Raw genomic sequence first — 24508 nt, 5'->3', positions numbered from 1 at the left:
GAAGGGGGGATGTTATTTTATGAAAGAGTTAGTTGCCACTGGCGATTTGGTATTGCTCTCGGCTCTTAAGTATCACCTTGATTCAGAAGGGATAGAGTTTGATACCTTCGACGGATATGTGGGCAGTCTTTTTCCCGGTGAAATGTCTGTGGCGTCCAGTCGCATCATGGTGATTGATGAACATTACGACCGCGCCAAACGTTTGCTGAAAAGCTTGCAGGATGGAGAAATGGCTTGTGAATAATGGGTTGCCCCTAAGCGAAGATTTGTTTTTGGGTGGAAAAGTCCGCCTGTTACAGCCTGTTGATGGCTATCGGGCGGCAACGGACCCGGTTTTGTTGGCCGCGAGTATCCCTGCACGTGCAGGGCAATGCATTTTGGATGTTGGTTGTGGCGTGGGGGCGGCGAGTTTTTGTCTGGCTGCGCGGGTGGCCGGGGTGCATCTGTGTGGAATTGATATTCAGGACACATTGGTGGATATTGCGCAGAAAAATCGTGTCTTGAATGATATGGAAGATCGCGCCCGTTTTGTCTGTGCGGATTTGCTCAGTCGTCCTATGGATCCGGTACCCAATTCATTTGATCATGTTATGGCAAACCCCCCGTTTTACGAGGCCGGATCAGGGCATCGCCCCCCCAATGAAATCAAGGCCCGTGCCCATATGGAGGTGGCAGAAGGCGCAAGCTTGCAAAACTGGGTGGATTATATGTTGCGTATGACCAAGCCAAAGGGGACCGTTACATTTATCAACCGGGTCGAACGTCTGGAAGAAACACTAGCGGCCTTCAAAGGGCGGTTGGGGGAATTAATTTTGTTTCCCATCTGGTCAATGAGTCCAACAGGGACGCAAGCGCGCGGAGCCAAACGGTTTATCCTGCAAGGGCGAAAAGGCATTAAAACGCAGCTGACATTTGCAAATGGTTTGGTGGTTCACGAAGATGACGGCAGTTATTCAAAAAAGGCTAAGGCAATCTTACAAGAGGGTGACGGTTTGGTTTTAAAACCGTGATTTAAATTTGAGGCTGGCCTTTTATAAAGTCTGCATAGTGATAATAGCCGTTTTTGCCGCGCTGTTTGGCGATGTACATGGCGACATCGGCAAAGCGAACAAGGTCTTTTGCGCTGTTGGCATCGCGTGGTAGAACGGCAATCCCGATAGAGGCAGAAACAGCAAATACGTTTTGTTTATACGTCATTTCTTGTGCGGTTTCGCGAATGATTTTGTCGGCAACATTTTCAATGGCTTCAATCGATGTGGCATCCTGGATGATGATGGTAAATTCATCGCCGCCTAAACGGGCTGCCGTGTCACTGTGTCGCAGGCAGGATTGCAGGCGTTCGGCGGTGGTTTGTAAAACAAAATCGCCGGCATCATGCCCATAGCTGTCATTGATTTGTTTGAAACCATCCAGATCGATAAAGAGCAAGGCGAGATTACGTTCTTCGCGTTGGGCCAAGGCAACGGCATTTTCAAGTCGGTCTTCAAACAGGTTGCGGTTGGGCAATTTGGTCAAGGCATCGTAATTGGCCTGTCGCCATGCTTCGTCCATTTCCGATTTATAACCGGTGATGTCACGTTTGACAGCGACAAAGTGTGTAACTTCGCCATTGTGCTTAATGGGGGAAATCAATGTTTCTTCCCAAAACAGGCTACCGTCTTTCTTTTTGTTTAACAGTTCCCCATGCCAGCTTTTGCCTGCGCGCAGGTTCGTCCACATGCTGTGATAAACTTCGGGTGGGGTGTAACCTGATTTCAACAGGCGCGGGGTTTTGCCAATAAGCTCGTCTTTTGTGAATCCTGTGCTTTCGCTGAAGCGTTTATTGACATATTCGATTCTGCCATTGGAATCTGTAATGATGGTAGAAGCAGGGCTTTCTTCAACAGCGGTCGAGAGCTTGAGAAGTTCACTGTCGCGTTCTTTACGCTTTGTAATGTCACTGAAAGTCAGGACTGCGCCGATAAGGTTCTGATTTTCGTGAACAGGAGCAACGTAATATTCAACGGGAAAGGCCTCACCCGTAGAGCGTCTGAAATGTTCGCTGTCACTGCCGGTTTCGTGACCAGAGCGAACGGCATCGGCAATTGTGAGCACAGCCGTGTTGTTCTCAGCCCGGCTGTGATACCTGCTGACGTCATCAAAGTTTCGTCCAATTAAGTCGTCAGGACTGCTTAGATGCAGCAATTGCGCGGCTTTGAGGTTGGCAAACGTACAGATGCCTTGTGCGTCCAATGCAACAATTCCTTCGGCGGATGCATCAATGAACCGGCGAAATTGTGCTTGTGCTTCATGGCGTTTCTTTGATTCTTCACGCAAGTCTTTGGTGCGCAGGTTGACAATAGCTTCCTGTTCTTCGTTGACAGTCAATAAAATCGCGAGATGGTGACGCAAGCTGAATAAGGCAAGCAAGCTTAAGCTACACAGCAACAGCCACGTAACGATATGGATCATGCGTTGGCTGGCAATCTGGGTATTTTGTGCGTTTAGGAAGGGGGAGGCGTCAAAAGATACACTGATACCACCGCGGACATCACCGACCTTATAGCCCTGATGTTCATGGCACCCCATGCAGGCTTGTTTGGTGATGAGGGGGGCCATGTATCGAAACTGAGTATCACCATTCAAGGAGACAAATTCAAACTGTTCGCGGGCGCGTTTTTCAAAAGTGCTAAGGGCCGAAGCTTCCCATTCATCCGGGGTGTTATCCGGGTTGATGGGGACAAGGCTGGTAATGTGAATTGAAGTATCGCTGTTTTCGCGGATCACGTCACCAAGCTGACGGGTCATATAGGCAGGGTTTAGTTTGGTTAACTCTTGCCCGATATCTGTCGTGACATCTTTGGTGTCGTCTATGAGGTACGGATTGGAGGGCGTTTTCTGGGTGCGCGGGACATATACGCCGCCGTGACGGGCGTTCCAAAGGCGAACATCTTCAATCATCGAAAAGACAAAGCGACCTTTGTTTGTGGCCATTTCCTCGATATTATTTTGAATTTGAGAGACATTATGTAAATAGGATGTCAGAACGATGATGCTCCAGATCGCAATGGGGAGCAACCAATAGACCGGTTTTAGGATGAAACTGTTGACTAACGCATCCTTGTTCCATGCGAGTGCTTGTGAAATATCTTCGTTATTCTTTTTCACATTCAGTTCCATGCTGACCTTTCATTTCTCTATTTTACATAGATGTATTTTCGAATAGTCTAACATACATGATTGCTTAGTACCTGACTTTAATCAACCACAAAGCCTTTTTAAATAATGGCAAAGCATAGTTTTTTATGGTGTTTATTGTGAGTTCATGTAGTCTGTAGGGAAGTTTACATGATCTGAAAATGACGAGTATAAAACGAATAATGTCTAATCGTGTTGACACAGTATGCCCCATGAGGCGGTTGTTTTTAACGAGGGAAGGGCGCTAAATGAGCGGTACGGCGACGATTGCCATTACCGTAGGGGTTGCCGTTGCGGTTTTGGTTGGCTTTTTCATTGTCTATTATCTGGGCAATGTTGCTAATTCTATTTACGACGTCAAAGTGGGCGTGCGTAAGGATTTTGATAAAAAAGTCAAAGAACTTCAGGAATGGGTTGAAAAAGATACCAAGCAACGCGTCAACTGGATGCGCGACGAAAATAAATCCGAAGGAAAACGTTTCAAGGAAAGCATGGAAGGTCATTTGGAAGAAACTTTCGGCGAAATGACGAAAGAGGTGGAACGACTGCGCGCAGATATTACTTCCTTGCAGGTTCAGATGCAAAATATGCAGCAAAATCAGGGCGTCAAGCCTTCTTATAATCATCAGGCCAGTTCAAATAGTTCTATGCCGTCTGGCGCAATGTCCAGCCCCTTAGGGGATCTGGAAGTCCCTCGTGTTATGACTGGACCGAGTGAAGAAGCACCGGACATGGCAGCGGTTATTGATAAAAGCAATGTGAGCGCGTCGCCTTCAGGTGCTGAAAAATCTGCGATTAAAAGCAAGCCATCTCCACCGCCGCCGCCGACTTCCAAGCAGCCTGCGGGGCGTCCGTCCGTTGAAGAAAAAAACAAGCAAAAGCAGAAGAAGAAAAAACGACGTGACCCCGATGCGTTTGAATCGTTCAATCAGTTTTCGGAAGACTTCAAGGCTGGGAGTTAGGTTCGTATCTTCAAAACAAATAAAAAATCTATTTCTTGAGGAGGGCAGCTTTGCTAAAACTGCCCTTTCGCTATTTCTGTCGTAAGGATTGTTTAGACCGATGTTTGGCTTAAGCCCGAATAAGATCCTGTTTACCGCTTTGATCATTGCGGCCGTTTGGTACGGTTTCAAATGGTTAAATCGTTTGCAGGCCGATCAAAAAAAGAAGACCAAGCACGCGGCGCGCCATGATCGCACGTCGGCGGGCCAGCCCCGTTCTAAAGATGCGGATTTCGAAGAACTGGTCGCTTGCCCCACCTGCGGTGATTATGTCATTGCCGATAAAAAATCGGGCTGTGGCAAAGAGAACTGTCCTTATGATAAATAATCGCGAACGAACTTGACCTGATGTAGACTTATCAGCTAGTTTTTTCGCGCTGCAACAAACGTTTTTTAAAGATTGTGAAGACTATGGGCACGACACCCAATAAAAAAACCTGTTTTCAAAACCTGATCCTGTCTCTCCAGAATTTCTGGGCGGAAAAAGGATGTGTCATTCTGCAACCCTACGATATGGAAGTGGGGGCAGGGACTTTCCACCCGGCAACGACCTTGCGCACGTTGGGTCCGAAACCGTGGAAAGCCGCGTATGTACAACCGTCGCGCCGTCCTGTCGATGGTCGTTATGGGGAAAACCCCAACCGTTTGCAGCACTATTACCAGTTTCAGGTTGTTTTGAAGCCGTCCCCGGATAATTCACAGGATTTATATCTGGAATCTCTTAAACATTTGGGGATCGATACGGACCTGCACGATATTCGTTTTGTCGAAGATGACTGGGAAAGCCCGACATTAGGGGCTTGGGGGCTCGGCTGGGAAGTCTGGCTGGACGGTATGGAAGTCACCCAGTTTACATATTTCCAACAGGTCGGCGGGATTGAATGTGATCCGGTCTCGGTTGAATTGACATATGGTCTGGAACGTTTGGCGATGTATATTCAGGGCGTGGAAAACGTCTATGATCTGGATTACAATGGGGAAGGCGTTTCCTACGGTGATGTGTTCCTGCAAAATGAGCGCGAACAATCAGCCTTCAACTTTGAACACTCCAATACCGATATTTTGTTCCAGCATTTCCGCGATGCCGAAACACAATGCCAACACTTGTTGAACTTGGATAAACCGCTTGCGTTGCCTGCTTATGAACAATGTGTGCGCGCCAGCCATACCTTTAACCTTCTGGATGCGCGCGGGGTTATCTCCGTGACGGAACGTGCCGCTTATATCGGGCGTGTACGGGCAATGGCAAAAGGCTGCTGCGAAGCCTGGATGAAGACACAGACAGGTGAGGAGGCATAAAAATGGCTGAGCTGTTACTGGAAATTTTAAGCGAAGAAATTCCGGCTCGTATGCAAGTGCGTGCTGCAAATGACCTGAAACGTCTTGTGTGTGAAGGTTTGGATAAGGCCGGTTTGGCATATAGTGATGCGCGTAGTTATGTAACACCGCGTCGTCTTGCGCTTGTCATTGATGGGTTGCCGCAAAAACAACCCGATGTGCGCGAAGAACGCAAAGGGCCGAAGGTCGATGCCCCGGAAAAAGCCATTCAAGGTTTTTTGGGATCAACCGGGCTGACGTTGGATCAATGCGAAATTCAAGAAGGCAAAAAAGGCAGTTTCTACGTTGCTGTGATCGAAAAGACTGGGCAAGATACCATTTTGGTCTTGCCGGAAATTCTTGTTGCAGCATTGAACGCGTTACCTTGGCCCAAGTCTATGAAATGGGGTTCTAATTCTTTGCGCTGGGTCCGCCCGTTGCAAAATATCCTGTGTGTTATGGACGGGGCCGTTGTTCCGTTTGAGTTCGGGCCTGTGACCTCTTGCGGTTATACCCACGGTCACCGTTTTCTGGCACCAAAAGATTTTTCGGTTGATGATTTTGCCAGCTATCAAACGCTTTTACGCGAACATAAAGTCATTCTGGATCAGGATGAGCGCAAACAAGCCATTCGTGAGCAAGCCGAGGCTGTCGCCAAAGAACAAGGCTTCGTTTTAAAAGACGACGAAGGTTTGCTCAATGAAGTTACGGGTCTGGTTGAATGGCCGGTGGTTCATGCAGGTCAAATTGATGATGCGTTTATGGAAGTGCCGCAGGAATGTTTGATTACGTCCATGCGTTCACACCAAAAATATTTCTCCTGCCTGAACGAAGATGGCACATTGGCCCCGCGTTTTGTGGTTGTGGCCAACAAGGTTGCCCCAGATGGTGGACAGGCGATTGTCGCCGGGAATGAACGTGTTCTACGGGCACGCTTATCCGATGCAAAGTTCTTCTGGGATCAGGATTTGAAGAAAAACCTCGAAGATCTGTTGCCGAAACTGGACGATATGTTGTTCCATGCCAAGCTGGGATCTATGGGGCAAAAAGTTCAACGGATGGAAAAACTGGCCGGGGAACTGTCTTCAATGATCGAAGGGGCTGACCTTGGTCTGTCTTGCCGTGCGGCCCATTTGGCAAAAGCCGATCTTGTTTCCGAAATGGTTTATGAATTCCCGGAACTGCAAGGGATCATGGGGGAATATTATGCCCGTCGCAAAGGTGAAAAGGATGAAGTCGCCCAAGCCATTGCACAGCATTATGCACCGCAAGGCCCCGGTGATGAATGTCCAAGTGCGCCAAACTCCGTTGCGGTTTCTCTGGCGGATAAAATCGATACGCTGGTTGGTTTCTGGTCGATTGATGAAAAACCGACAGGGTCCAAGGATCCGTTTGCACTGCGCCGTGCGGCCCTTGGCATTATCCGTCTGGTACTGGAAAACGGTCTGCGCTTGAATTTGTTGAATGTTTTCTCGCAGGCTCATACGGCTTATTCCACAGTCAATGGTCTGAGCTCCGTTCCTGCTGACCCGTCTGCGAACGAGCAAAGCCTGCTGGATTTCTTTGCTGATCGTTTAAAGGTTCACCTGAAAGACGAAGGTATCGCACACGACATGATCACGGCTGTTTTCTCCAAGGGGGATGAAGACGACCTTGTTCGCTTGTTGGCGCGTGTGCAGGCGTTGAAAGCGTTCCTGTCAAATGATGACGGGGCAAATTTGGTTGCGGCTTATCGCCGCGCAATGAACATTGTTCGCATCGAAGAGAAAAAAGACGGCGTCAAATATGACGGCGATGTCGATGCATCCCTTTTGGAACAGGATGAAGAACAAAAACTGTTTGAGAAGCTGGAACCAGTCATGGGGACTCTGGGCTCTGCTCTTAAAGACGAACGTTTTGCCGAGGCAATGACAGCTCTTGCTGCCTTGCGGGGACCGGTGGATGCGTTCTTTGAGACGGTGACGGTAAACTGTGAAAACGCCGATGTACGTGCCAACCGTTTGCGCCTGTTGTCGCAAATTGGCCGTGCTTTGGACGGGATTGCGGATTTCTCCAAACTGGAGGGATAAGCCGTTCGCCTGATTTGTGTTTCCCGAAGGTTTCGGGAATCTGTTTGACAGAGTTCCCCGTCTTTAAAAGGCGGGGACACAAGTGCTTTGAGAGGCGACAAGGACATGACGAAATGGGTTTACACCTTCGCAAAAGGTAAAGCCGAAGGCCGTGCCGATATGAAGGAACTGCTGGGTGGCAAAGGTGCCAACCTTGCACAAATGAGCAACCTTGGTATTCCCGTACCCGCCGGGTTTACAATCACGACCGAGGTCTGCACCCATTTTTATGACAATGGACGAACCTATCCCGATGATCTGAAAGAACAGGTCATGGCCGCTTTGACGGAAATCGAAGGGCATATGGATGCCCGCTTCGGTGACCCGAAGAAACCGCTTTTGGTGTCGGTGCGCAGTGGGGCGCGTGCCTCCATGCCCGGCATGATGGATACGGTTCTCAACCTTGGCTTAAATGATGAAACCGTCGAAGGTCTGGCAAAGGCATCGGGGGACGCCCGTTTTGCCTATGACAGTTATCGCCGTTTTATCCAGATGTATTCCGACGTGGTTTTAGGTGTCGATCATTATATCTTTGAAGAACTGCTGGAATACCTCAAGGACGAAAAAGATTATACCCTTGATACGGATTTGACAGGGGAGGATTGGAAAGAACTGTGCGTCCAGTTCAAGGATAAAGTCCGTGAAGAACTGGATGAAGAGTTTCCGCAAGACCCTGGTGCGCAATTATGGGGGGCTGTCGGTGCCGTGTTCAAATCATGGATGAATGCACGGGCCAATACCTATCGGATTTTGCATAATATTCCGGCTGAATGGGGCACGGCGGTCAATATTCAGGCAATGGTCTTTGGCAACATGGGTGAAAACTGTGCCACAGGTGTTTGTTTTTCGCGCAACCCGTCCACGGGGGATAATCATTTTTATGGTGAATATCTGGTCAATGCACAGGGCGAAGATGTGGTTGCCGGTATCCGCACCCCGCAACCCTTGACCCTGTTTGAAAAAGAAGAAAGCAGATCCAGCCTTCCGGCGATGGAAGAAATTATGCCGGATACGTACCGCGAGCTGGTTCAATATCGCGATCAACTGGAAGCCCATTATAAAGATATGCAGGATATGGAGTTTACCATACAAGAAGGTAAGCTTTGGATGTTGCAAACCCGTGTCGGTAAACGAACCACAAAGGCGGCGTTGAAAATCGCCGTGGATATGTGCCACGAAGGCTTGATCAGTCAGGAAGAGGCTGTGATGCGTCTTGATCCGCAATCCCTTGATCAACTGCTGCATCCAACACTTGACCCCGATGCCCCGCGTGATGTGATGAGCCAAGGTTTGCCGGCTTCGCCGGGGGCCGCCACCGGGCGGATTGTTTTCAGCGCCGAAGATGCAGAAAGCTGGGTCAAACGCAAAGAAGAAGTTATTCTGGTGCGTACAGAAACCAGCCCGGAAGATATTGGCGGGATGCATGTTGCACAAGGTATTTTGACCACGCGAGGCGGTATGACTTCGCATGCCGCTGTGGTTGCGCGCGGTATGGGCACGCCTTGTGTGTCCGGTGCCGGGGATTTAAAGGTTGATCATCGCGCCAAAACATTGACCAGCTTCAATGGTAAGGTTTTGGTTGAAGGCGATGTTATTACAATTGATGGATCTAATGGGCAGGTTATGGCCGGGACTGTTCCGACGATTCAACCGGAATTAAGCGGTGATTTTTCCAAATTGATGGAATGGGTGGATAACATCCGCACAATGGGCGTTCGCACCAATGCCGAAACACCCCATGATGCCGAAATGGCGCGATCATTTGGGGCAGAAGGGATTGGCCTGTGCCGTACGGAACATATGTTTTTTGACAGTGCCCGTATCAATTATGTCCGTGAAATGATCCTGGCGGATAATGAAGCAAAACGTCGCGAGGCGTTGGCGGATATTTTGCCGTTCCAACGTCAGGATTTTGAAGACCTATTTGAAATCATGGAAGGTTTGCCGGTTACCATTCGTTTGCTGGATCCACCGTTACATGAATTTCTACCCCATAGTGAACGTGACATGGCCTTGGTTGCCGAAGTGGCAGGTATGTCGGTTGAACATGTCAAAGAACGCGCCAGCGAAATGGCGGAACAAAACCCCATGTTGGGCCATCGCGGGTGTCGTTTGGGCATTACCTATCCTGAAATTTATGAAATGCAGACCCGCGCCATTTTCGAAGCAGCGTGCAATGTGACCAAACGCGGGGGCAAACCGGTTGTACCGGAAATTATGATCCCGCTGGTTGCCATGAAAGCGGAACTTGACCGCCTGAAAGAGGTGGTTGATAAAACGGCGCATGAGGTCTGTCAGGGCGAAGGGGTCGAGATCGATTTTATCGTCGGAACCATGATCGAATTGCCGCGTGCTGCCTTGCGTGCCGGGGATATTGCCCAGACCGCAGAATTTTTTAGTTTTGGGACAAATGATTTAACGCAAACGACTTTTGGGTTATCACGTGATGATGCCGGGAAATTCTTGCGTGTCTATCAGGAACGTGGCGTGATTGAGGTCGATCCCTTTGTTTCTATCGATCAGGATGGCGTGGGTGAACTGGTTCAAATGGGCTGTGAACGGGGGCGTGCGACACGCCCGAATATCAAGCTTGGTATTTGCGGGGAACATGGGGGCGATCCGGTATCAATTGCTTTCTTTAACCGTATTGGGCTGAACTATGTGTCCTGTTCGCCGTTCCGGGTGCCGATTGCCCGTTTGGCAGCAGCACAGGCCGCTATTCGTCAAAGATAAAAAATCAGGCAGACTATGAAGACGATTGATTTTGACCAATTAAAAAGCGGTAAAAAAGCCGCAATGGCGCGCGCTTTGGCCCAGGTGGAACGTGAACCTGATAGCCGGGCAACACTGGATTTGCTCAATCAAGCCTATCGTGAACCGCAGGCACAGGTTATCGGCATCACCGGACCACCGGGTGTGGGTAAATCCACATTAACCAATGCCCTGATTGCCCAGTGGCGGGCGTTGGGGCGCACTGTTGGTGTGATTGCGGTCGACCCAAGTTCGCGCCGTACCGGTGGTGCCTTGTTGGGGGACCGGACCCGTTTTACCACCAACCCGGACGATCAAGGGATTTATGTGCGTTCAATGGCAGCACGTGACCGTTTGGGCGGGTTGGCTGGATTGACAGTGTCAGGCATGGTCTTGATGCGCGCCGTGTATGATGTTGTTTTGATCGAAACGGTCGGTGTCGGGCAATCCGAAACCGATATTGTCGGGGTGGCGGATACGGTTTTGTTCTGTGTGCAACCGGGTTCTGGCGATAGCTTGCAGTTTATCAAGGCCGGGATTGTTGAAATACCGCATATCGTGGCGATTACAAAGGCTGATATGGGGGCACCGGCACGCCGGGCAATGGCCGATATGAAAGGTGCGCTTAATCTGGCCGGGCGTATGGGGAACGAACCGTGGGATATCCCGGTTTTGTTGTTATCTTCCATGCGCCAACAAGGGGTGGATGATCTGGTTGCGGCCTTTGATACCCATTTTGAATTTTTGAAAGCGAATGATTTTCTGAACGGTGCCCGCCATACGCAAGCCCGGCAATGGTTGGAAGAAGCCGTGCGTGAAAAATTCGGGCGTGTTGGCCTCGGCCATGTGGAAGGGGATTTGAATATATCCCCCGCAGACTCGCCCTTTGAACGTTTGTATGAAATCTCACAGGCATTCCAAGGGCGATGGGGAAATTAAGGTTTTCCTATTCAATTGTTTTTTTAGCCTGAGCGACTTGTTCCGGCGTTAAGGTGAAAACGTCAACGGTGTTTTTGCCTTTTTCGATGACAACGGCTTCCAGCGGATTCGTCAGCACAATTGTTTCTTTTCCACTAGTAATGCGCAGTTCGCCATCATCCAGCAGGGCCATTGTTAACTTATCGGCTGTTTGATGACCCCAAAAATCGGTTCCACGAATGCCGATGGTGGCCAACGGGGTCCGGAGGGTGAATGTACTGCCGTCCATTTTATTTAATGCGCCACTCACCATGCGGAATACACCTTGGCTTAGGGTGAAAAAGGCTTTGCCCGGTTTGTTGGGCTGATAGACCAGTTCATCAATTTGCAAGCTGGAATGATCGCCGATATACAACATTGTATTATCAATAAATCGGATTTCCATGCGGGAGGCCGCACCTGTCTTAATTGTGTCTTGCCAAAAGACCGGATCATCCTTGCGCTGACTGAAAACGTTCTCCAGACGCAAAACCGATGTGGCACCACTGGCCCGCAAGGTTGTGCCAACAGGTTCATTGGCCCAACCGATTGACCCACAGACGAAAGAAAAGAGAAATGCAAGGAGAAGGGGGGAATTCTTCAAGGGGATACTCCTGTGTAAGGGGAGGAAAAGACATATTGCGCGTAATAAAGTTACAAAATTGACCGTTTGGTCAAAGGTATCATTCTAAATTATTAAGAATCTTCGCAAGCCTATTTCTCACGAAAACATGTAATTTCGCCCGTTATGGTGTGAATAAAAATATACGTCATAAGAACGTCAAAGCAAGCACCTTAACTTGGTAAATTGGGATTTTATATTAGCAATGAATACACGGGAACAATGGGGTTCACGTCTTGGTTTTGTTCTGGCGGCTGCGGGTTCTGCGGTTGGTCTGGGTAACATCTGGAAATTCCCCTATATGACAGGTCAAAATGGCGGCGGCGCTTTTTTGATCATTTATCTGGCTTTGGTTTTCACAATTGGCTTGAGCGTCATGCTCGCTGAATTTGCGGTGGGGCGTGCGGCCCAGCGTAACCCGATTGGTGCCTTTGCCGTCCTTAAAGGCAAGTTATGGCCTGTTGTCGGCTTTTTGGCCGTTCTGGCCGCCTTCCTTATTCTGTCTTTTTACAGTGTTGTCGCGGGTTGGACGATTGCCTATATCGTCAAGATGGCAAGTGGGGCCCTCGTTGGCGGTGCTGATGAACTCGGCGCTGCTTTTGGCAGCTTTATTTCTGATCCGGTTCAGCCGATCATCTATCATGCTTTGTTTATGGGCTTGACCATTGCCGTTGTATTAGGCGGTGTACATGATGGTATTGAGCGAGCTTGTAAGGTTCTGATGCCGCTGCTGTTTATTCTGCTGCTGGTTTTGATCGGTCGTGCCGTGACTTTGCCGGGTGCGGAAAAAGGGTTGGAATTCTTCTTGATGCCGGACTTTTCCAAAGTGACGGCGGATACCTTTAACGGTGCGCTGTCACAGGCGTTTTTCTCACTGTCCATCGGTATGGGGGCAATGATTACTTATGGTTCGTACCTGAATAAGAAAGAAAACCTCGGCAAATCTGCAATGTGGGTTACATCATTGGATTCCGGTGTTGCTGTTTTGGCCGGTTTGCTGATTTTGCCCGCTGTTTTCGCGTTTGGATTTGATCCTGCCGCAGGTCCGGGGCTGACATTTATTACGCTTCCGGCTGTGTTTGCACAGATGCCGGGCGGGATGTTCTTTGGTGTTCTCTTCTTCTTCCTGCTGACGATTGCGGCGTTGACCTCTGCGGTTTCTCTGTTGCAGCCGATTGTTTCTTATTTCAGCGATGAAAAAGGTTGGAACCCGAAAATTGCAGCCGTAGTGGCGGGCGTGACTATTTTCGTCTTGGGTATTCCGTCTTCCTTGTCTTTGGGCGTCTGGAGCGATTTCCACATTATCGGTGAAAAAGGTTTCCTCGATTCTGTGGATTATGTCGCTTCGAACATTCTGTTGCCCGTTGGCGGTATTCTTATTACCATTTTTGTCGGCTGGGTAATGGCTGACAAAATGAAAGAGGAAGTAACGAACAATGGTGAAAAATCGTTCCCGTTCTTGGGTGCATGGCTTTTCATCTGTCGTTTCGTTGCACCGGTTGCGGTTGCATGGATTTTGGTAAGCGGCCTGTAATTTTCTGCCCTTAATCGACTTTCATTAACACCCCGTTTGAGTTTTATCTCGACGGGGTGTTTTTTTTGTCTTAAGGACGATTGGCCTGTTTATTGAAAGTGAGTGGCATATGATTGAAGGGCAATTTCTGGCATTCCTGATTGCCATCACCTTGTTGACCATTGCACCGGGTGCAGACACGGTGATGATGACGCGCAATTCCATTCGTGGGGGCTTCAAGGACGGTTTTGTCACCAGTGTTGGGATTTGTTCAGGGCTGTTTATACATGCGGCAATTTCTGCAGCCGGCGTATCCTTAATTCTGTTAAGTTCGGCTTATCTGTTCAGTGTGATCAAGCTGTTGGGCGCTGGATATTTGATCTGGATGGGACTGCAAAGCCTTTTATCTGCGCTTAAAGGTGAGTGTGACACCGCAAAACTCAATGTGGTAGATAAACGTTTTTCGTTTAAACGATCCTTGCGCGAAGGTTTTCTATCAAACGTCCTGAACCCGAAAACCGCGGTGTTTTATATGGCTTTTTTGCCGCAATTTATTGATGCTGCGGGCAATGCCTTTCTTCAGGCACAAGGATTGGCATTGATACATATTTTCATTGCGATGATTTGGCAGTGTTTGATCGCTGCAATGGTTGACAGGGCGAAGGTTTTCTTATCTTCGCCCAAAGTCTCGCGTTGGTTTGATGGTTTGGTTGGGACCTTATTGATCGGATTTGGGTTAAAGCTTGCCTTTGACCGGGATTAAACCACAACCGGTGTATGTTTGCGATTGACCAGATAAATCCCGATGCCCACCATAACCATGGCAACCAGCAAGGCCGGGGTCATGGGTTCATCCAGAATAAGACCGCCTGCCAAAACACCGAAAAAGGGGGTTAAAAAGCTGAAAGACGCCAATTTGGGTGCAGGATAGATACGGATCAGCCAAAACCAGACGATAAAGGTAAAGGTCGCAATCCAGATTGTTTGATAAGCGACACTTGCAATTGCAACCGGAGTAAAGTGAATGTCCGCCCATGTTTCACCCGAAATCCATGCGGCGATTGGCATAATAAGGGCTGAGACAGACAATTGATACAGCAGGGTCTTGCTGGATGATGCCTTCGCCAATGGTCCCATCTTGATAACAACCGTTGTCGCGCCCCATGCAATCGCAGCAATGATGAGCATACAGTCACCAATCAGCATGTCTTGAGAGGGAAACGTAAAGGACTCGCCAAAGGCGACGAGGATCCCGATAAAGGAACTGATAAGACCGATATATTGCAAGCGGGTCAGTTTTTCTGTCGGGATGAAGAATTGCGACCCAAGGGCAACGACAAAAGGCGACATATAAAGAAAAATAATGGCCCGTGAGGCATTGGTATATTCCAGACCGAAATAGACCAGCACAAATTCAAATGAAAAAAGCAATCCGGCCGCAATGCCCCACCACAAGGTACCGTCTTTTTCAAACATAGGTTTACGTCGCAAAAAGACCCATAATCCAACCAGAACCATCGCCCCACCGGAACGGATGGACGATTGAACGATAGGGGCAATATCTGCGGCTGAAAGTTTAATCGCGACTTGTTGTAAGCCCCAGCTTGCGCATAGAACTGTCAACAGGATGATCGAAAGCCCATCCAAATGGCTTTTGGTATGGGGCATCAGGCGCTTTCAGGCAGGATCATCCAGTCCGGTTTTTTCGGGGTCAGTTTGGCCCCGTTTGCGCTCAGTTCATCGTCCAAGGCATCCAGTTTAAGGGTGGCAAGCGCCATGTTTTGAATGCCGGAATGAATTTCGCCGACCACCTTGTCACCCGATGTAATCTCGGTTCCAGGGGCCGGGAGGTCACCCTCAATCATCACAGGGAAAAGACGTTTTCGGATCAGGGCACGGTATTTTGTGCGTGCGGTCAGTTCCTGGCCCATATAACAACCTTTATTCCAATCCACACCGTGTAGTTCGTCAAAACCATTTTCCAGCAAAATAGACTTTTCAACTGTCATGTCACGTGCCCCATCGGGCAGGCCCAACTGGATGCGCATTAATTCATAGGTTTCAAAAGGAACAGGCTCGGCATTTTCAATGTCTTGCCCGTTTGGCAAAATGGCGCGATATCCGGCTTCTTCCAGACGGGGGTCGGCAAAGACACCGGATTGAGTTGTTTTATCACCAAAGGCGGCAAAAACTTCATATTGCGCACTGACATCGGCAATGGCGACATTGGCGCGCAATTTATACATCATCAGTTTTTTCTTAAAGGCGGGCATGGCCTCTGCATCAATGTCCAGCAAAAGAGCGTCATTTTCTTGGGCAATAAAGAAATCACAAAGGAACTTACCTTGCGGTGTTAGAAACGCGGCATAAATTCCATCCGTGGCGGTGACTTTGTTGACGTCGTTGGAAATCAGCCCCTGCAAAAAGTCCAGACGGTCTTCACCTTCAATTTTCAAGACGGCGCGGTTGGGAAGTTTGCAGTAAGAAAGGGACATGATTTTGCTTTCCAATGATGGGCAGAGGGAGATGTTTTTTTAGAAAGTGGGATATTTAATCAATTTTCGCAAGGCTCTTCTCTTTGCAGAATGTAAAAATCGACTTATAACAGCAGATAACGACTGATTATTTTCATCAGGGGATCCTATGCATATCACCATTATTGACGATTCAATCGCCTATGACGGCAACAGCCCGATGATCCAGCCTTTAGGCGGGACGGAAAAAGCCGTGGCTTCACTGGCGCCGGCTTTGGCAAAACGCGGGCACGATGTTTGTGTGATCAACCGCATTGAACAAGGGGCCATGATTGATGGGGTATCATGGGTGCCGTTCGATGCACCGCGTCCACCGGAAACGGACGTTGTAATATGCGTGAAGAAACCACAGTTGATGGATGAATTTCCCGATGTGGAAAACAAGCTTCTGTGGTTGGCAACCCCCGCAAAAATTTTGAATAAGCCGAAATATCAAGCTTTGATGGAAAAGCATAATCCGATTGTTGTTTTCATGGGCGATACACATTATCGCACGTGGGAACCGTGGAAATATTTCCGCAAAGGGATTGTCACGCCGGGTGTACGTCACGAATATCTGACAGAGGCAGAATGTGCACCGGTTAAACCGCCACGCGCCATTGTGACAACAAATCCCTTGCATGGATTGGATCGCCTGATTGATTTATGGACGGATAATATTATTGGGCAAGTCGGCGGTGATGCTGAATTGCATATCTATTCAGCAGGCTTGTTCAAAGCGCAAAATGGCGGGGATGTCCCGGATAAATTACGCCCGGTTTTTGACAAGGTGCAAGGCGCGGCAGAACATGGGGTAAAAGTCTTGAAACCCGGTTCAGATTTGGAAATGGCGCAAGCATACCGTCAAGCCGCCTGCCATATCTATCCCGGTGTGGAAACGGAGATGTATTGTTCCACCTTGGCTGAAACGCAAGCCATTGGGTTACCTTGTGTCGCCCGTCCTATCGGGGCCTGTTCTGAACGGGTGAAGAACGGGCAGACCGGGTTCCTCGTGCCGGACGTGGAAAGTATGGCGAACGTAACGGTGCACTTGCTGACAAAATCAGCCTCACGCGAGAACATGAGCCGGGATTGCCGTATGATGCAACGCGCGCGTACATGGGATGTGGCGGCCGCTGAATTTGAGGCCCTGTTGTAATGCCCAAATTGTCCGCCCTGATTACAGCCCATAACGAAGAAGATCGTTTGGCAAGTTGTCTGGAAACCTTAAGCTTTGCCGACGAGATCGTTGTTGTCTGTGATAAGTGCACAGATGCAACCGAAGAAATTGCCCGACGATATACGGATAAAGTGTTCGTCGGGGCGTGGCGTTTGGAAGGTGAACGGCGCAACACGGCAATTTCATATTGCAGCGGGGACTGGGTGTTTGAAATTGATGCCGACGAACATATGACACCTGAACTGGCGGCAGAAATTCGTCAAACCATTGAAACGACCTCTTTTGATTGGCACGAGGTTCTGGTCGATAATTATATCGGGGACCGATTGGTGCGACATGGCTGGGGCGCATCCTTTGGCAAGGCGGCCTATCCTGGTTTGTTTAAAAAAGGGGTGAAAGAATGGGGGCCGGAACGTCTTCATCCTTCGCTGAAATGGTCGGGCGCAAAGGGGCCGATGTTAAAGGGGCGCATTAAGCATTATGTGGATCGCAATATTTCCGATATGATCCGACGATTGGACAGCTACAGTACGGCACGGGCAAAGGATTTGCGCGAAAGCGGAAAAGTTGGAAGTTTCGCCAATAACCTAAGAAGGCTTTTCTCGCGCTTCTTCAAGTGCTATGTGTCACGCAAAGGGTACAAGGAAGGTGGATATGGGTTTTTGATTGCCCTGTTTGCCGGGATGTATCCGCTTCTTTCTTATCTTAAAGCGACGTTGGAAAAAGAATAATGGCGCGCATTGTATTTGCCGATGACGGCATCGAATTTGACGGTAAAACATTGGAAGAACGCGCCCTTGGCGGGGTGGAATCTTCTGTCATTATGATGATGGAAGAATTTGCCAAGCGGGGGCATGAGGTCATTGTGCGCAACAAATGCAAGGCCCCGATGGTCTATAAAGGGGTAGATTGGGCGCCGATTGAAAACGGTTTGCCGGAAGAAGCCGATCTTTATATTGCAAACCGGGGTGACAAACTGATTGATTTGATGCCCAAGGCCAAGCACACGGTGTTTTGGACGCATAATCCCTGTCGGTTCATGGTGAAATGGCGTTATCTTAAAAAATTCTGGAAAGTGCGCCCGACGATTGTCTTTATCGGGACGTATCATGCCGATACATTACCGGGCTGGGTACCGGATGGGGGGCGTAAGATCATCCCTTACGGGATCCCTGATATGTTTCGTCATGCTGAAGAACGCAAGGTTGCCCCGGCCCCGAAGGCGGTTTTTACATCAAACCCGCTGCGTGGTCTGGATTGGTTGATGGATCGTTGGGAAAATGAAATTCATCCGCAATCGCCCAAGGCCGAATTGCATGTATTTGGTGGTCCCAGTGTTTATGGCGCTGTCGGGGCAGAAAAAGCAGCATTGATGGATCAAATTTTCAAGCGTGCTGAGAGCCTGTCTGATATCGGGATTGTTTTACGGGGGCCGGCCACAAAGCAGCAGTTGATTGAAGAACTGCAAACGGCCCGTATTATGACGTTTCGCGGTGATATTAACGAGACATTCTGTTTGGCAGTGGCCGAAGCGCAAGCCTTGGGGACGCCGACGGTGGTGCAGGATTTCGGGTCTATGGCAGAACGGGTCGTAGATGGAAAAACAGGTTATGTCGCCCAAACGGATGAGGCATTTAGCGCTGGTGCGATTAAGCTGTTGAATGACGATGAACATTGGTTTGAACAACATAAAAATTGTTTGAAAACACAACGCAGCTGGGGTTGGGAACAAGCCTGCGCTGCATTTGAGGAGCTAATCCCTTAATGCGTATCTTGCAAACGATGGCAGGGGCCGAGTTTGGCGGGGCGGAAGTTTTCTTCACCCGTTTGGCAATTGCCCTGCAGAAAACCAATATCGAACAACGTGTCATTATTCGTGAGAATGCGGCGCGTGCCCGGATGTTGCGTGAAGGCGGTGTCGATCCGGTTCAACTGCCGTTTGGCGGTGCGTTGGATTTTAAAACGGGGTTTGGTATCAAACGCGAGATTAACAAATTCCAGCCCGATATCGTTTTATCGTGGATGAACCGGGCGACAAAAAAAACACCGGCAGGCAAGGGTAAGTTTGTTAAAGTTGCCCGACTTGGCGGGTATTACGATTTAAAATATTATCGTGATTGCGATCATTTGGTCGGCAATACACAAGATATTGTCGATTATCTGGTCAAAGAAGGCTGGCCGCAGGATCGTGCGCACTATTTACCGAATTTCGTCGTGAGTGAAAAGGCAGAACCGGTTTCGCGTATGGATTTATCTACGCCTGAAGATGCGCCCTTGCTTCTTTCCTTGGGCCGCTTACATGAAAATAAGGCATTTGATACTTTGTTACGCGCCGTTGCCCGTGTGCCCGGTGTTTATTTATGGCTGGCTGGCGAAGGTCCGTTGCGTCGTGAGTTGGAATTGCTGGCAGAAGAATTAAGCATTCGCCCGCGTGTGCGTTTTCTGGGCTGGCGCGAAGATACGGCGGCTTTGTTTGCGGCAAGTGATGTGTATATATGCCCCTCACGCCATGAACCGTTGGGTAATGTGGTTCTGGAAGGTTGGGCACAAGGTCGCCCTGTGATTGCCGCTGATAGCTTGGGTCCGGGCACCTTGATTACGCATGGGCAGGACGGGGTATTGTGCCCGGTGGATGATGCCAAGGCGATGGGGGATGCTATCAAGTGGGTCTTTAGTGATCAGGAATTTGCCCATAAACTGGCAACAAATGGCTGGAACACGTTCCAACGGGAATTTACAGAAAAGGTCGTGGTGGACAAATATCTGGAATTTTTTGATAAAATTACCCGCGCCAAGGATTAAGAACCCCGCATGATGCGGCAAAACTAAAAACAGGATAAGACAATATGTGTGGTATTGCAGGCTTTATGACCGTTGATGGGACGTCACCCAGCGATCAGGTGATCGAAGCCTTTACGCGTTGCCTTGCACATCGCGGCCCGGACGGACACGGCGTTTTTCGTGAAAAAAATGTCGCCTTGGTGCAGACCCGTCTGGCAATTATCGATTTGGAAACGGGCGATCAGCCGATCCTGGATGACAAAGGGAATGTGATCAGCGCGAATGGCGAAGTTTATAATTTCGTCGAATTGCGCGCAAGCTTGCCGGATATGGCCATGAAAACCGCGTCGGATTGCGAACCGCCTTTGCATTTGTATGGACGCAAAGGCTTGGCATTCGTTGACGATCTGCGCGGTATGTTTGCCATTTCGATTTATGATCAGGAACGTGGTCGCCTTGTTTTAACGCGGGATCCGTTTGGCATCAAACCGCTTTATTATGCGGAAACGCCACGGGGGTTTGCTTTTGCATCCGAACCGCAAGCTTTGATTGGGGCGGGACTGGTCAAACCGGAAGTGCGCAATACTGCGCGTGATGCTTTTTTACAATTGCAGTTTTCCACCGGGCGCCACACGATTTTTGAAGGCATTAAGCGTGTTCTGCCGGGCGAAACATTGGTTGTTGAACGGGGATTGGTGGTTGATCATCATATTAAATTGGCGGTCCCTGCCGGTGGGCCGAGAGCAATAACTGCCGAGGATGCCACGAAAAAGATGGAAGAGGCGCTGGTGAATAGCGTCAAGGTACATCAACGTGCCGATGTGCCCTATGGACTGTTTCTGTCCGGTGGGATCGATTCATCTGCTTTGTTGTCGTTAATGGCAGAACTGAACGATAATCCGATCAAGGCCTATACGGCGGGCTTCAGCGGAACAGATGTCCCGGATGAACGTCAACACGCCCGTATGCTGGCAAAAAAAGTTGGGGCAGACCATACGGAAGTCGAATTTGATGAAAGCGATTTTCTGACTTTATTGCCCAAGGTTGCCGAGGCGATTGACGACCCGGTTGCAGATTATGCGGTTTTACCGACCTATAAGCTGGCGCGAGAAGCTCGCAAAGAAGTAAAAGTCGTGCTGAGTGGAGAAGGCGCTGATGAATTGCTTGGGGGGTATGGTCGCTATCGTTCCTATTGTCGACCGTGGCCTTTGCGCAAACAAATCCGGGGGACGGGCACTTTTGACGGGCTTGGTATTTTTAAGCAGGAAATCGGTAAAGACTGGCATAAGGGCATTGAGATTGCCGAACGTTATCTCAAGAAATTTGATTTCACCCGTTTGCAACGTGCACAAGGGATCGACTTAATTGATTGGTTGCCCCATGATTTGTTGATCAAGCTGGACCGTTGCCTGATGGCAAATGGCGTTGAAGGTCGAACCCCGTTTCTGGACCCGCAGGTGACCGAGGCCGTCTTCTATTTGCCAGATAGTTTGAAAATTCAAAATAAACTCGGGAAATCCATTTTACGCCATTGGTTAAACCGCCGCTTACCAGAGGCTCAACCGTTTTCTAAAAAACGTGGGTTTAAAGTGCCTGTGGGGCATTGGATTGCCAATCATGGGGTAAAACTCGGCCCAATGGTCGCTGATCAACCCGGTGTGGCAGCGTTTGGGGATCGGGACGCGGTGATTAAACTGTTTAAAACAGAAGGCAAGGAAGAAGGCTTCGCGGCTTGGACTTTGCTGTTCTATGCCTTGTGGCACCAACGTCATATATTGGAATTGAAAACGGACGGGGATGTGTTTGATGCCCTGTCCTTGACATAAACTGTAAGGAGACAACCATGTACGATATGATCCTGAAAGGCGGCACCTGTGCCACATTGGCGGGTATCGTGAAAACCGATGTTGCCATCAAAAATGGGAAAATCGCAGCAATTGGTGATATCGATGTCTCCAAGGCTGAACAGGTAATGGATGTCACGGGCTTGCATGTTCTGCCCGGTGTAATTGATAGTCAGGTGCATTTTCGTGAACCCGGCCTGGAACATAAAGAAGACTTGGCCACTGGTACGGCAGGGGCCGCGCTGGGTGGGGTGACGGCTGTTTTTGAAATGCCGAACACCAAACCGTCGACCATCACGGCAAAAGATATGGCGGATAAATGCCGTCGTGCCAAAGACCGCGTCTGGACCGATATTGCCTTTTTCGTTGGGGCGGCGGCTGAAAATGTTGAAAACCTGCCCGAACTGGAACGCGAGCAAGGGGTATCCGGTGTTAAAATTTTTATGGGCAGCTCAACAGGTAGCCTGCTTGTAAAAGATGATGCGACCCTTGCACGTGTGCTGGCGTCCGGTAATCGCCGGGTTGCGGTTCATTGTGAAGACGAAGATCGTCTGAAAGAACGTTTTGAACTGGTGCGTGGTGGTGCCCCTGTGTCTATGCACGCCCAATGGCGTGATGCAGAAACGGCGGTACGTGCGACCACGCGTCTGTTAAAAATCGCCAAGGGTGTGAAACGCCGTGTTCATATTTTGCATGTGACAACAGCGGATGAAATGGAAATTTTGCCGCAATATCGTGACATTGCGACGGTGGAATGCACCCCGCAGCATTTAACGCTGAATGATGAGGCCTATGATCGTATCGGGACACGTGCGCAGATGAACCCGCCGATCCGTTCCCAACATCACGTGGATGCATTGTGGGAAGCGGTAAATCAAGGGGTGGTGGATTGTATTGGGTCCGATCACGCCCCACATACATTGGAAGAAAAAGCAGCAGCTTACCCCAATAGCCCATCAGGGATGACGGGGGTTCAAACGCTTGTGCCGATTATGTTGAACCACGTTCATCAAGGGCGTTTGAGTCTGGAGCGGTTTGTCGATCTGACAAGTGCGGGTCCGTGTCGCATTTATAATGTGGCAGCCAAGGGGCGTATTGCCAAAGGATATGATGCAGATTTTACCATCGTTGACTTGAAGGCAGAACGTACCATTACAGATAAGTGGATTGCGTCGCGTTGCGGATGGACCCCATATGACGGCATGAAAGTAACAGGTTGGCCGATGTCAACCATCGTGCGCGGCAATGTGGTTATGCATGAAGGCGAATTGATCGGTGATCCGTTGGGGACAGCTGTACGCTTTGCGGAATGCCTGTAAAAGGGAAGATGCATGGAAGACAATAAAGTTGAAGTTCAGCAGTTTGAACGTCAAAAAGTCGCCAAAGGTCGCCGCATTTTTAATGAAGGCGAACACGGTGATTATGCCTATATTGTTGAGACGGGCGAAATCGGCATCTATAAAATGATCGATGGCAGCGAAGTTGAACTGACGGCCTTACATCCTGGTGAAATTTTTGGTGAAGTTTCTGTGCTGGATGGGCGCGAACGTATGGCCTCGGCGATTGCAACGGTGGAGTCTACTTTGATCGTTATCTCGCCGGCTGCGTTGGAAGAACGTATTGCCAAAAGCGATAAGTTTACCAAAAGCCTATTGCAGATTTTTATGACTAATCTGCGCGACACACACAAAACATATAAGAATCCAAAATATAGCTTTGAAGGCCATATCAGGTCGCTGAACCGGAACTTGAACGCGATGCGCGAGCTGGCGAGCCTGACGGAAATGGATGATTTTATGGAAGAAGTTGAACCCCATCTGGTGAATATTCGGCGTGAATGTGATAAGCTTTACAAGCTTTCGCAAAAATATACGGGAAAAATAAAAGGTTAGAGAATTTATTAACCTTTTTCCCGCTATAAACACACAGTTGGGAATGTGTCCCGACGATGAACCGTAAGAGTTAAGAGGCGCTTATGGCGGACGATGAAGACGATGACGATCTCTCCGTAGATTGGGGAGCGGCACTGGCAGAAGACCACAATGCACCGTCTATGGATGAAGACATGGACATGGCAGCGGCGTTGGCGGAAATTGAGGCTGAAGAAGCCCAAAAAGCGGCTAGTGGCGGTGGAAATGGCGACGAAGGTGGCGCAACCTTGGGCGGTGCCTTGGGCTATAGTGAATCTATGGATGCCGTTTACGATGTCGAAGTCAGTATTCGTGCTGTTCTCGGTATGGCAGTGATGCCGATGAGCCAGATCCTGAAACTTGGCCGTGGGGCCGTGGTGGAACTGGATCGTGGTGTCGGCGACCCGATTGATGTCTTTTCCTCGGATCAAAAGATCGCAGAAGGGGAAGTCGTTGTCGTTGAGGATAAGCTGGCTGTAAGCATCGGGGATATTATGAGGTCGAAGCGAAGCCGATGAAAACCGAAACAGATATCTATAAAACAGCCAATCAGGTCATTGAGAAATTTGGTGACGAAGCCGCCCTATATGCCGCAATTCGAGGCGATGAGTTTCAGCGTTTAGGCAATCAGGAAGGCGAAGTCCTGTGGCGCCGTATTACCCGCGCTGTCGAAATCCTGTTGACGAAAGAACGCCCGAAAAGTGCTGTTCTGCATTAGGGTGCGAACGTATAAAATTTCCTGTGGCAATAAGCAATGTTGTCATCCCCGACCTTGATCGGGGATCCATTTGATTGGAATTTTACCCAAAACACGTTGTCAGAAGCCTGGCATAC

General features: G+C 49.3%; 23 protein-coding genes. 19 read left to right on the top strand and 4 right to left on the bottom strand.

The features are described from left to right. Positions 1–19 precede the first annotated feature (19 nt). Positions 20–244, top strand: a complete 225-nt coding sequence (locus tag ACN0VA_RS11270) for a DUF2007 domain-containing protein (protein WP_188667307.1) — start codon at positions 20–22, stop codon at positions 242–244. Further along, positions 222–1010, top strand: coding sequence for a tRNA1(Val) (adenine(37)-N6)-methyltransferase (locus ACN0VA_RS11265; RefSeq protein WP_417821249.1), 789 nt, complete (start codon positions 222–224; stop codon positions 1008–1010). Before ACN0VA_RS11270 ends, ACN0VA_RS11265 begins: the two co-directional genes overlap by 23 nt. A 1-nt stretch (position 1011) precedes the next feature. On the opposite strand, the gene ACN0VA_RS11260 is transcribed toward ACN0VA_RS11265, so the two are convergent. Further along, positions 1012–3147 carry a diguanylate cyclase domain-containing protein gene (locus ACN0VA_RS11260; protein ID WP_417821248.1) on the bottom strand — a complete coding sequence of 712 codons (2136 nt, stop codon included), beginning with the start codon at positions 3145–3147 and terminating at the stop codon, positions 1012–1014. 278 nt (positions 3148–3425) lie between these two features. On the opposite strand from ACN0VA_RS11260, the gene ACN0VA_RS11255 reads away from it, so the two are divergent. The 6 genes from ACN0VA_RS11255 to ACN0VA_RS11230 all read left to right on the top strand — a co-directional run bounded on the left by ACN0VA_RS11255 (position 3426) and on the right by ACN0VA_RS11230 (position 11293). Then, positions 3426–4139, top strand: a complete 714-nt coding sequence (locus ACN0VA_RS11255) for a hypothetical protein (RefSeq protein WP_417821247.1) — start codon at positions 3426–3428, stop codon at positions 4137–4139. Positions 4140–4239: 100 nt separating this feature from the next. Further along, on the top strand, positions 4240–4506 hold the full coding sequence (locus ACN0VA_RS11250; RefSeq protein WP_417821246.1) for a hypothetical protein: 267 nt from the start codon (positions 4240–4242) through the stop codon (positions 4504–4506). Positions 4507–4589: 83 nt separating this feature from the next. After that, positions 4590–5477 carry a glycine--tRNA ligase subunit alpha gene (locus ACN0VA_RS11245; protein ID WP_417821245.1) on the top strand — a complete coding sequence of 296 codons (888 nt, stop codon included), beginning with the start codon at positions 4590–4592 and terminating at the stop codon, positions 5475–5477. 2 nt (positions 5478–5479) lie between these two features. Continuing rightward, positions 5480–7564 carry a glycine--tRNA ligase subunit beta gene (gene glyS, locus ACN0VA_RS11240; protein ID WP_417821244.1) on the top strand — a complete coding sequence of 695 codons (2085 nt, stop codon included), beginning with the start codon at positions 5480–5482 and terminating at the stop codon, positions 7562–7564. A 105-nt stretch (positions 7565–7669) separates the two neighbouring features. Continuing rightward, entirely contained in the window at positions 7670–10336 is a 2667-nt protein-coding gene (gene ppdK / locus ACN0VA_RS11235; RefSeq protein ID WP_417821243.1) for a pyruvate, phosphate dikinase, read from the top strand. A gap of 15 nt (positions 10337–10351) precedes the next feature. Then, the gene (locus ACN0VA_RS11230; protein WP_417821242.1) at positions 10352–11293 is read left to right on the top strand and encodes an ArgK/MeaB family GTPase; all 942 of its coding nucleotides are present in this window, start codon (positions 10352–10354) and stop codon (positions 11291–11293) included. Positions 11294–11300: 7 nt separating this feature from the next. Here ACN0VA_RS11230 and ACN0VA_RS11225 read toward each other — a convergent pair whose 3' ends face one another. Beyond that, on the bottom strand, positions 11301–11915 hold the full coding sequence (locus ACN0VA_RS11225; RefSeq protein ID WP_417821241.1) for a FecR family protein: 615 nt from the start codon (positions 11913–11915) through the stop codon (positions 11301–11303). Between the two features lie 223 nt (positions 11916–12138). Between ACN0VA_RS11225 and ACN0VA_RS11220 the strand changes: the two genes are divergently transcribed. Continuing rightward, positions 12139–13467 carry a sodium-dependent transporter gene (locus ACN0VA_RS11220; RefSeq protein ID WP_417821240.1) on the top strand — a complete coding sequence of 443 codons (1329 nt, stop codon included), beginning with the start codon at positions 12139–12141 and terminating at the stop codon, positions 13465–13467. A gap of 109 nt (positions 13468–13576) precedes the next feature. Continuing rightward, the gene (locus ACN0VA_RS11215; RefSeq protein WP_417821239.1) at positions 13577–14209 is read left to right on the top strand and encodes a LysE family translocator; all 633 of its coding nucleotides are present in this window, start codon (positions 13577–13579) and stop codon (positions 14207–14209) included. On the opposite strand, the gene ACN0VA_RS11210 is transcribed toward ACN0VA_RS11215, so the two are convergent. Together ACN0VA_RS11210 and ACN0VA_RS11205 are read right to left on the bottom strand one after the other, a co-directional pair. Further along, on the bottom strand, positions 14206–15114 hold the full coding sequence (locus tag ACN0VA_RS11210) for a DMT family transporter (RefSeq protein ID WP_417821238.1): 909 nt from the start codon (positions 15112–15114) through the stop codon (positions 14206–14208). The genes ACN0VA_RS11215 and ACN0VA_RS11210 overlap by 4 nt on opposite strands. Further along, a complete protein-coding gene (locus tag ACN0VA_RS11205; RefSeq protein ID WP_417821237.1) occupies positions 15114–15941 on the bottom strand; it encodes a YgfZ/GcvT domain-containing protein in 828 nt (275 codons plus the stop codon). Before ACN0VA_RS11205 ends, ACN0VA_RS11210 begins: the two co-directional genes overlap by 1 nt. 148 nt (positions 15942–16089) lie before the next feature. Here ACN0VA_RS11205 and ACN0VA_RS11200 point away from each other — a divergent pair, with 148 nt between their 5' ends. The 9 genes from ACN0VA_RS11200 (at position 16090) to ACN0VA_RS11160 (ending at position 24392) form a co-directional block, all read left to right on the top strand. Next, on the top strand, positions 16090–17118 hold the full coding sequence (locus ACN0VA_RS11200) for a glycosyltransferase (RefSeq protein ID WP_417821236.1): 1029 nt from the start codon (positions 16090–16092) through the stop codon (positions 17116–17118). Beyond that, positions 17118–17870: a glycosyltransferase family 2 protein gene (locus tag ACN0VA_RS11195; protein WP_417821235.1), complete on the top strand. Its 753-nt coding sequence runs from the start codon at positions 17118–17120 to the stop codon at positions 17868–17870. Before ACN0VA_RS11200 ends, ACN0VA_RS11195 begins: the two co-directional genes overlap by 1 nt. After that, positions 17870–18904 carry a glycosyltransferase gene (locus ACN0VA_RS11190; protein WP_417821234.1) on the top strand — a complete coding sequence of 345 codons (1035 nt, stop codon included), beginning with the start codon at positions 17870–17872 and terminating at the stop codon, positions 18902–18904. Before ACN0VA_RS11195 ends, ACN0VA_RS11190 begins: the two co-directional genes overlap by 1 nt. Continuing rightward, on the top strand, positions 18904–19941 hold the full coding sequence (locus ACN0VA_RS11185) for a glycosyltransferase (protein WP_417821233.1): 1038 nt from the start codon (positions 18904–18906) through the stop codon (positions 19939–19941). Before ACN0VA_RS11190 ends, ACN0VA_RS11185 begins: the two co-directional genes overlap by 1 nt. Positions 19942–19985: 44 nt before the next feature. Continuing rightward, complete coding sequence (asnB, locus tag ACN0VA_RS11180) at positions 19986–21746, top strand: asparagine synthase (glutamine-hydrolyzing) (RefSeq protein ID WP_417821232.1); 1761 nt, start codon at positions 19986–19988, stop codon at positions 21744–21746. 17 nt (positions 21747–21763) lie between these two features. Then, positions 21764–23083, top strand: coding sequence for a dihydroorotase (locus ACN0VA_RS11175; protein ID WP_417821231.1), 1320 nt, complete (start codon positions 21764–21766; stop codon positions 23081–23083). Positions 23084–23095: 12 nt separating this feature from the next. Continuing rightward, the gene (locus ACN0VA_RS11170; RefSeq protein WP_417821230.1) at positions 23096–23656 is read left to right on the top strand and encodes a Crp/Fnr family transcriptional regulator; all 561 of its coding nucleotides are present in this window, start codon (positions 23096–23098) and stop codon (positions 23654–23656) included. A gap of 83 nt (positions 23657–23739) precedes the next feature. Then, complete coding sequence (locus ACN0VA_RS11165) at positions 23740–24192, top strand: FliM/FliN family flagellar motor switch protein (RefSeq protein ID WP_417821229.1); 453 nt, start codon at positions 23740–23742, stop codon at positions 24190–24192. Further along, entirely contained in the window at positions 24189–24392 is a 204-nt protein-coding gene (locus ACN0VA_RS11160) for a hypothetical protein (RefSeq protein ID WP_417821228.1), read from the top strand. Before ACN0VA_RS11165 ends, ACN0VA_RS11160 begins: the two co-directional genes overlap by 4 nt. The last annotated feature ends 116 nt before the right edge of the window (positions 24393–24508 follow it).

The organism is Terasakiella sp., from assembly GCF_048267425.1.
In the GTDB taxonomy this organism is placed as follows: domain Bacteria; phylum Pseudomonadota; class Alphaproteobacteria; order Rhodospirillales; family Terasakiellaceae; genus Terasakiella.
This window is presented reverse-complemented; position numbering and strand designations above follow the sequence as displayed.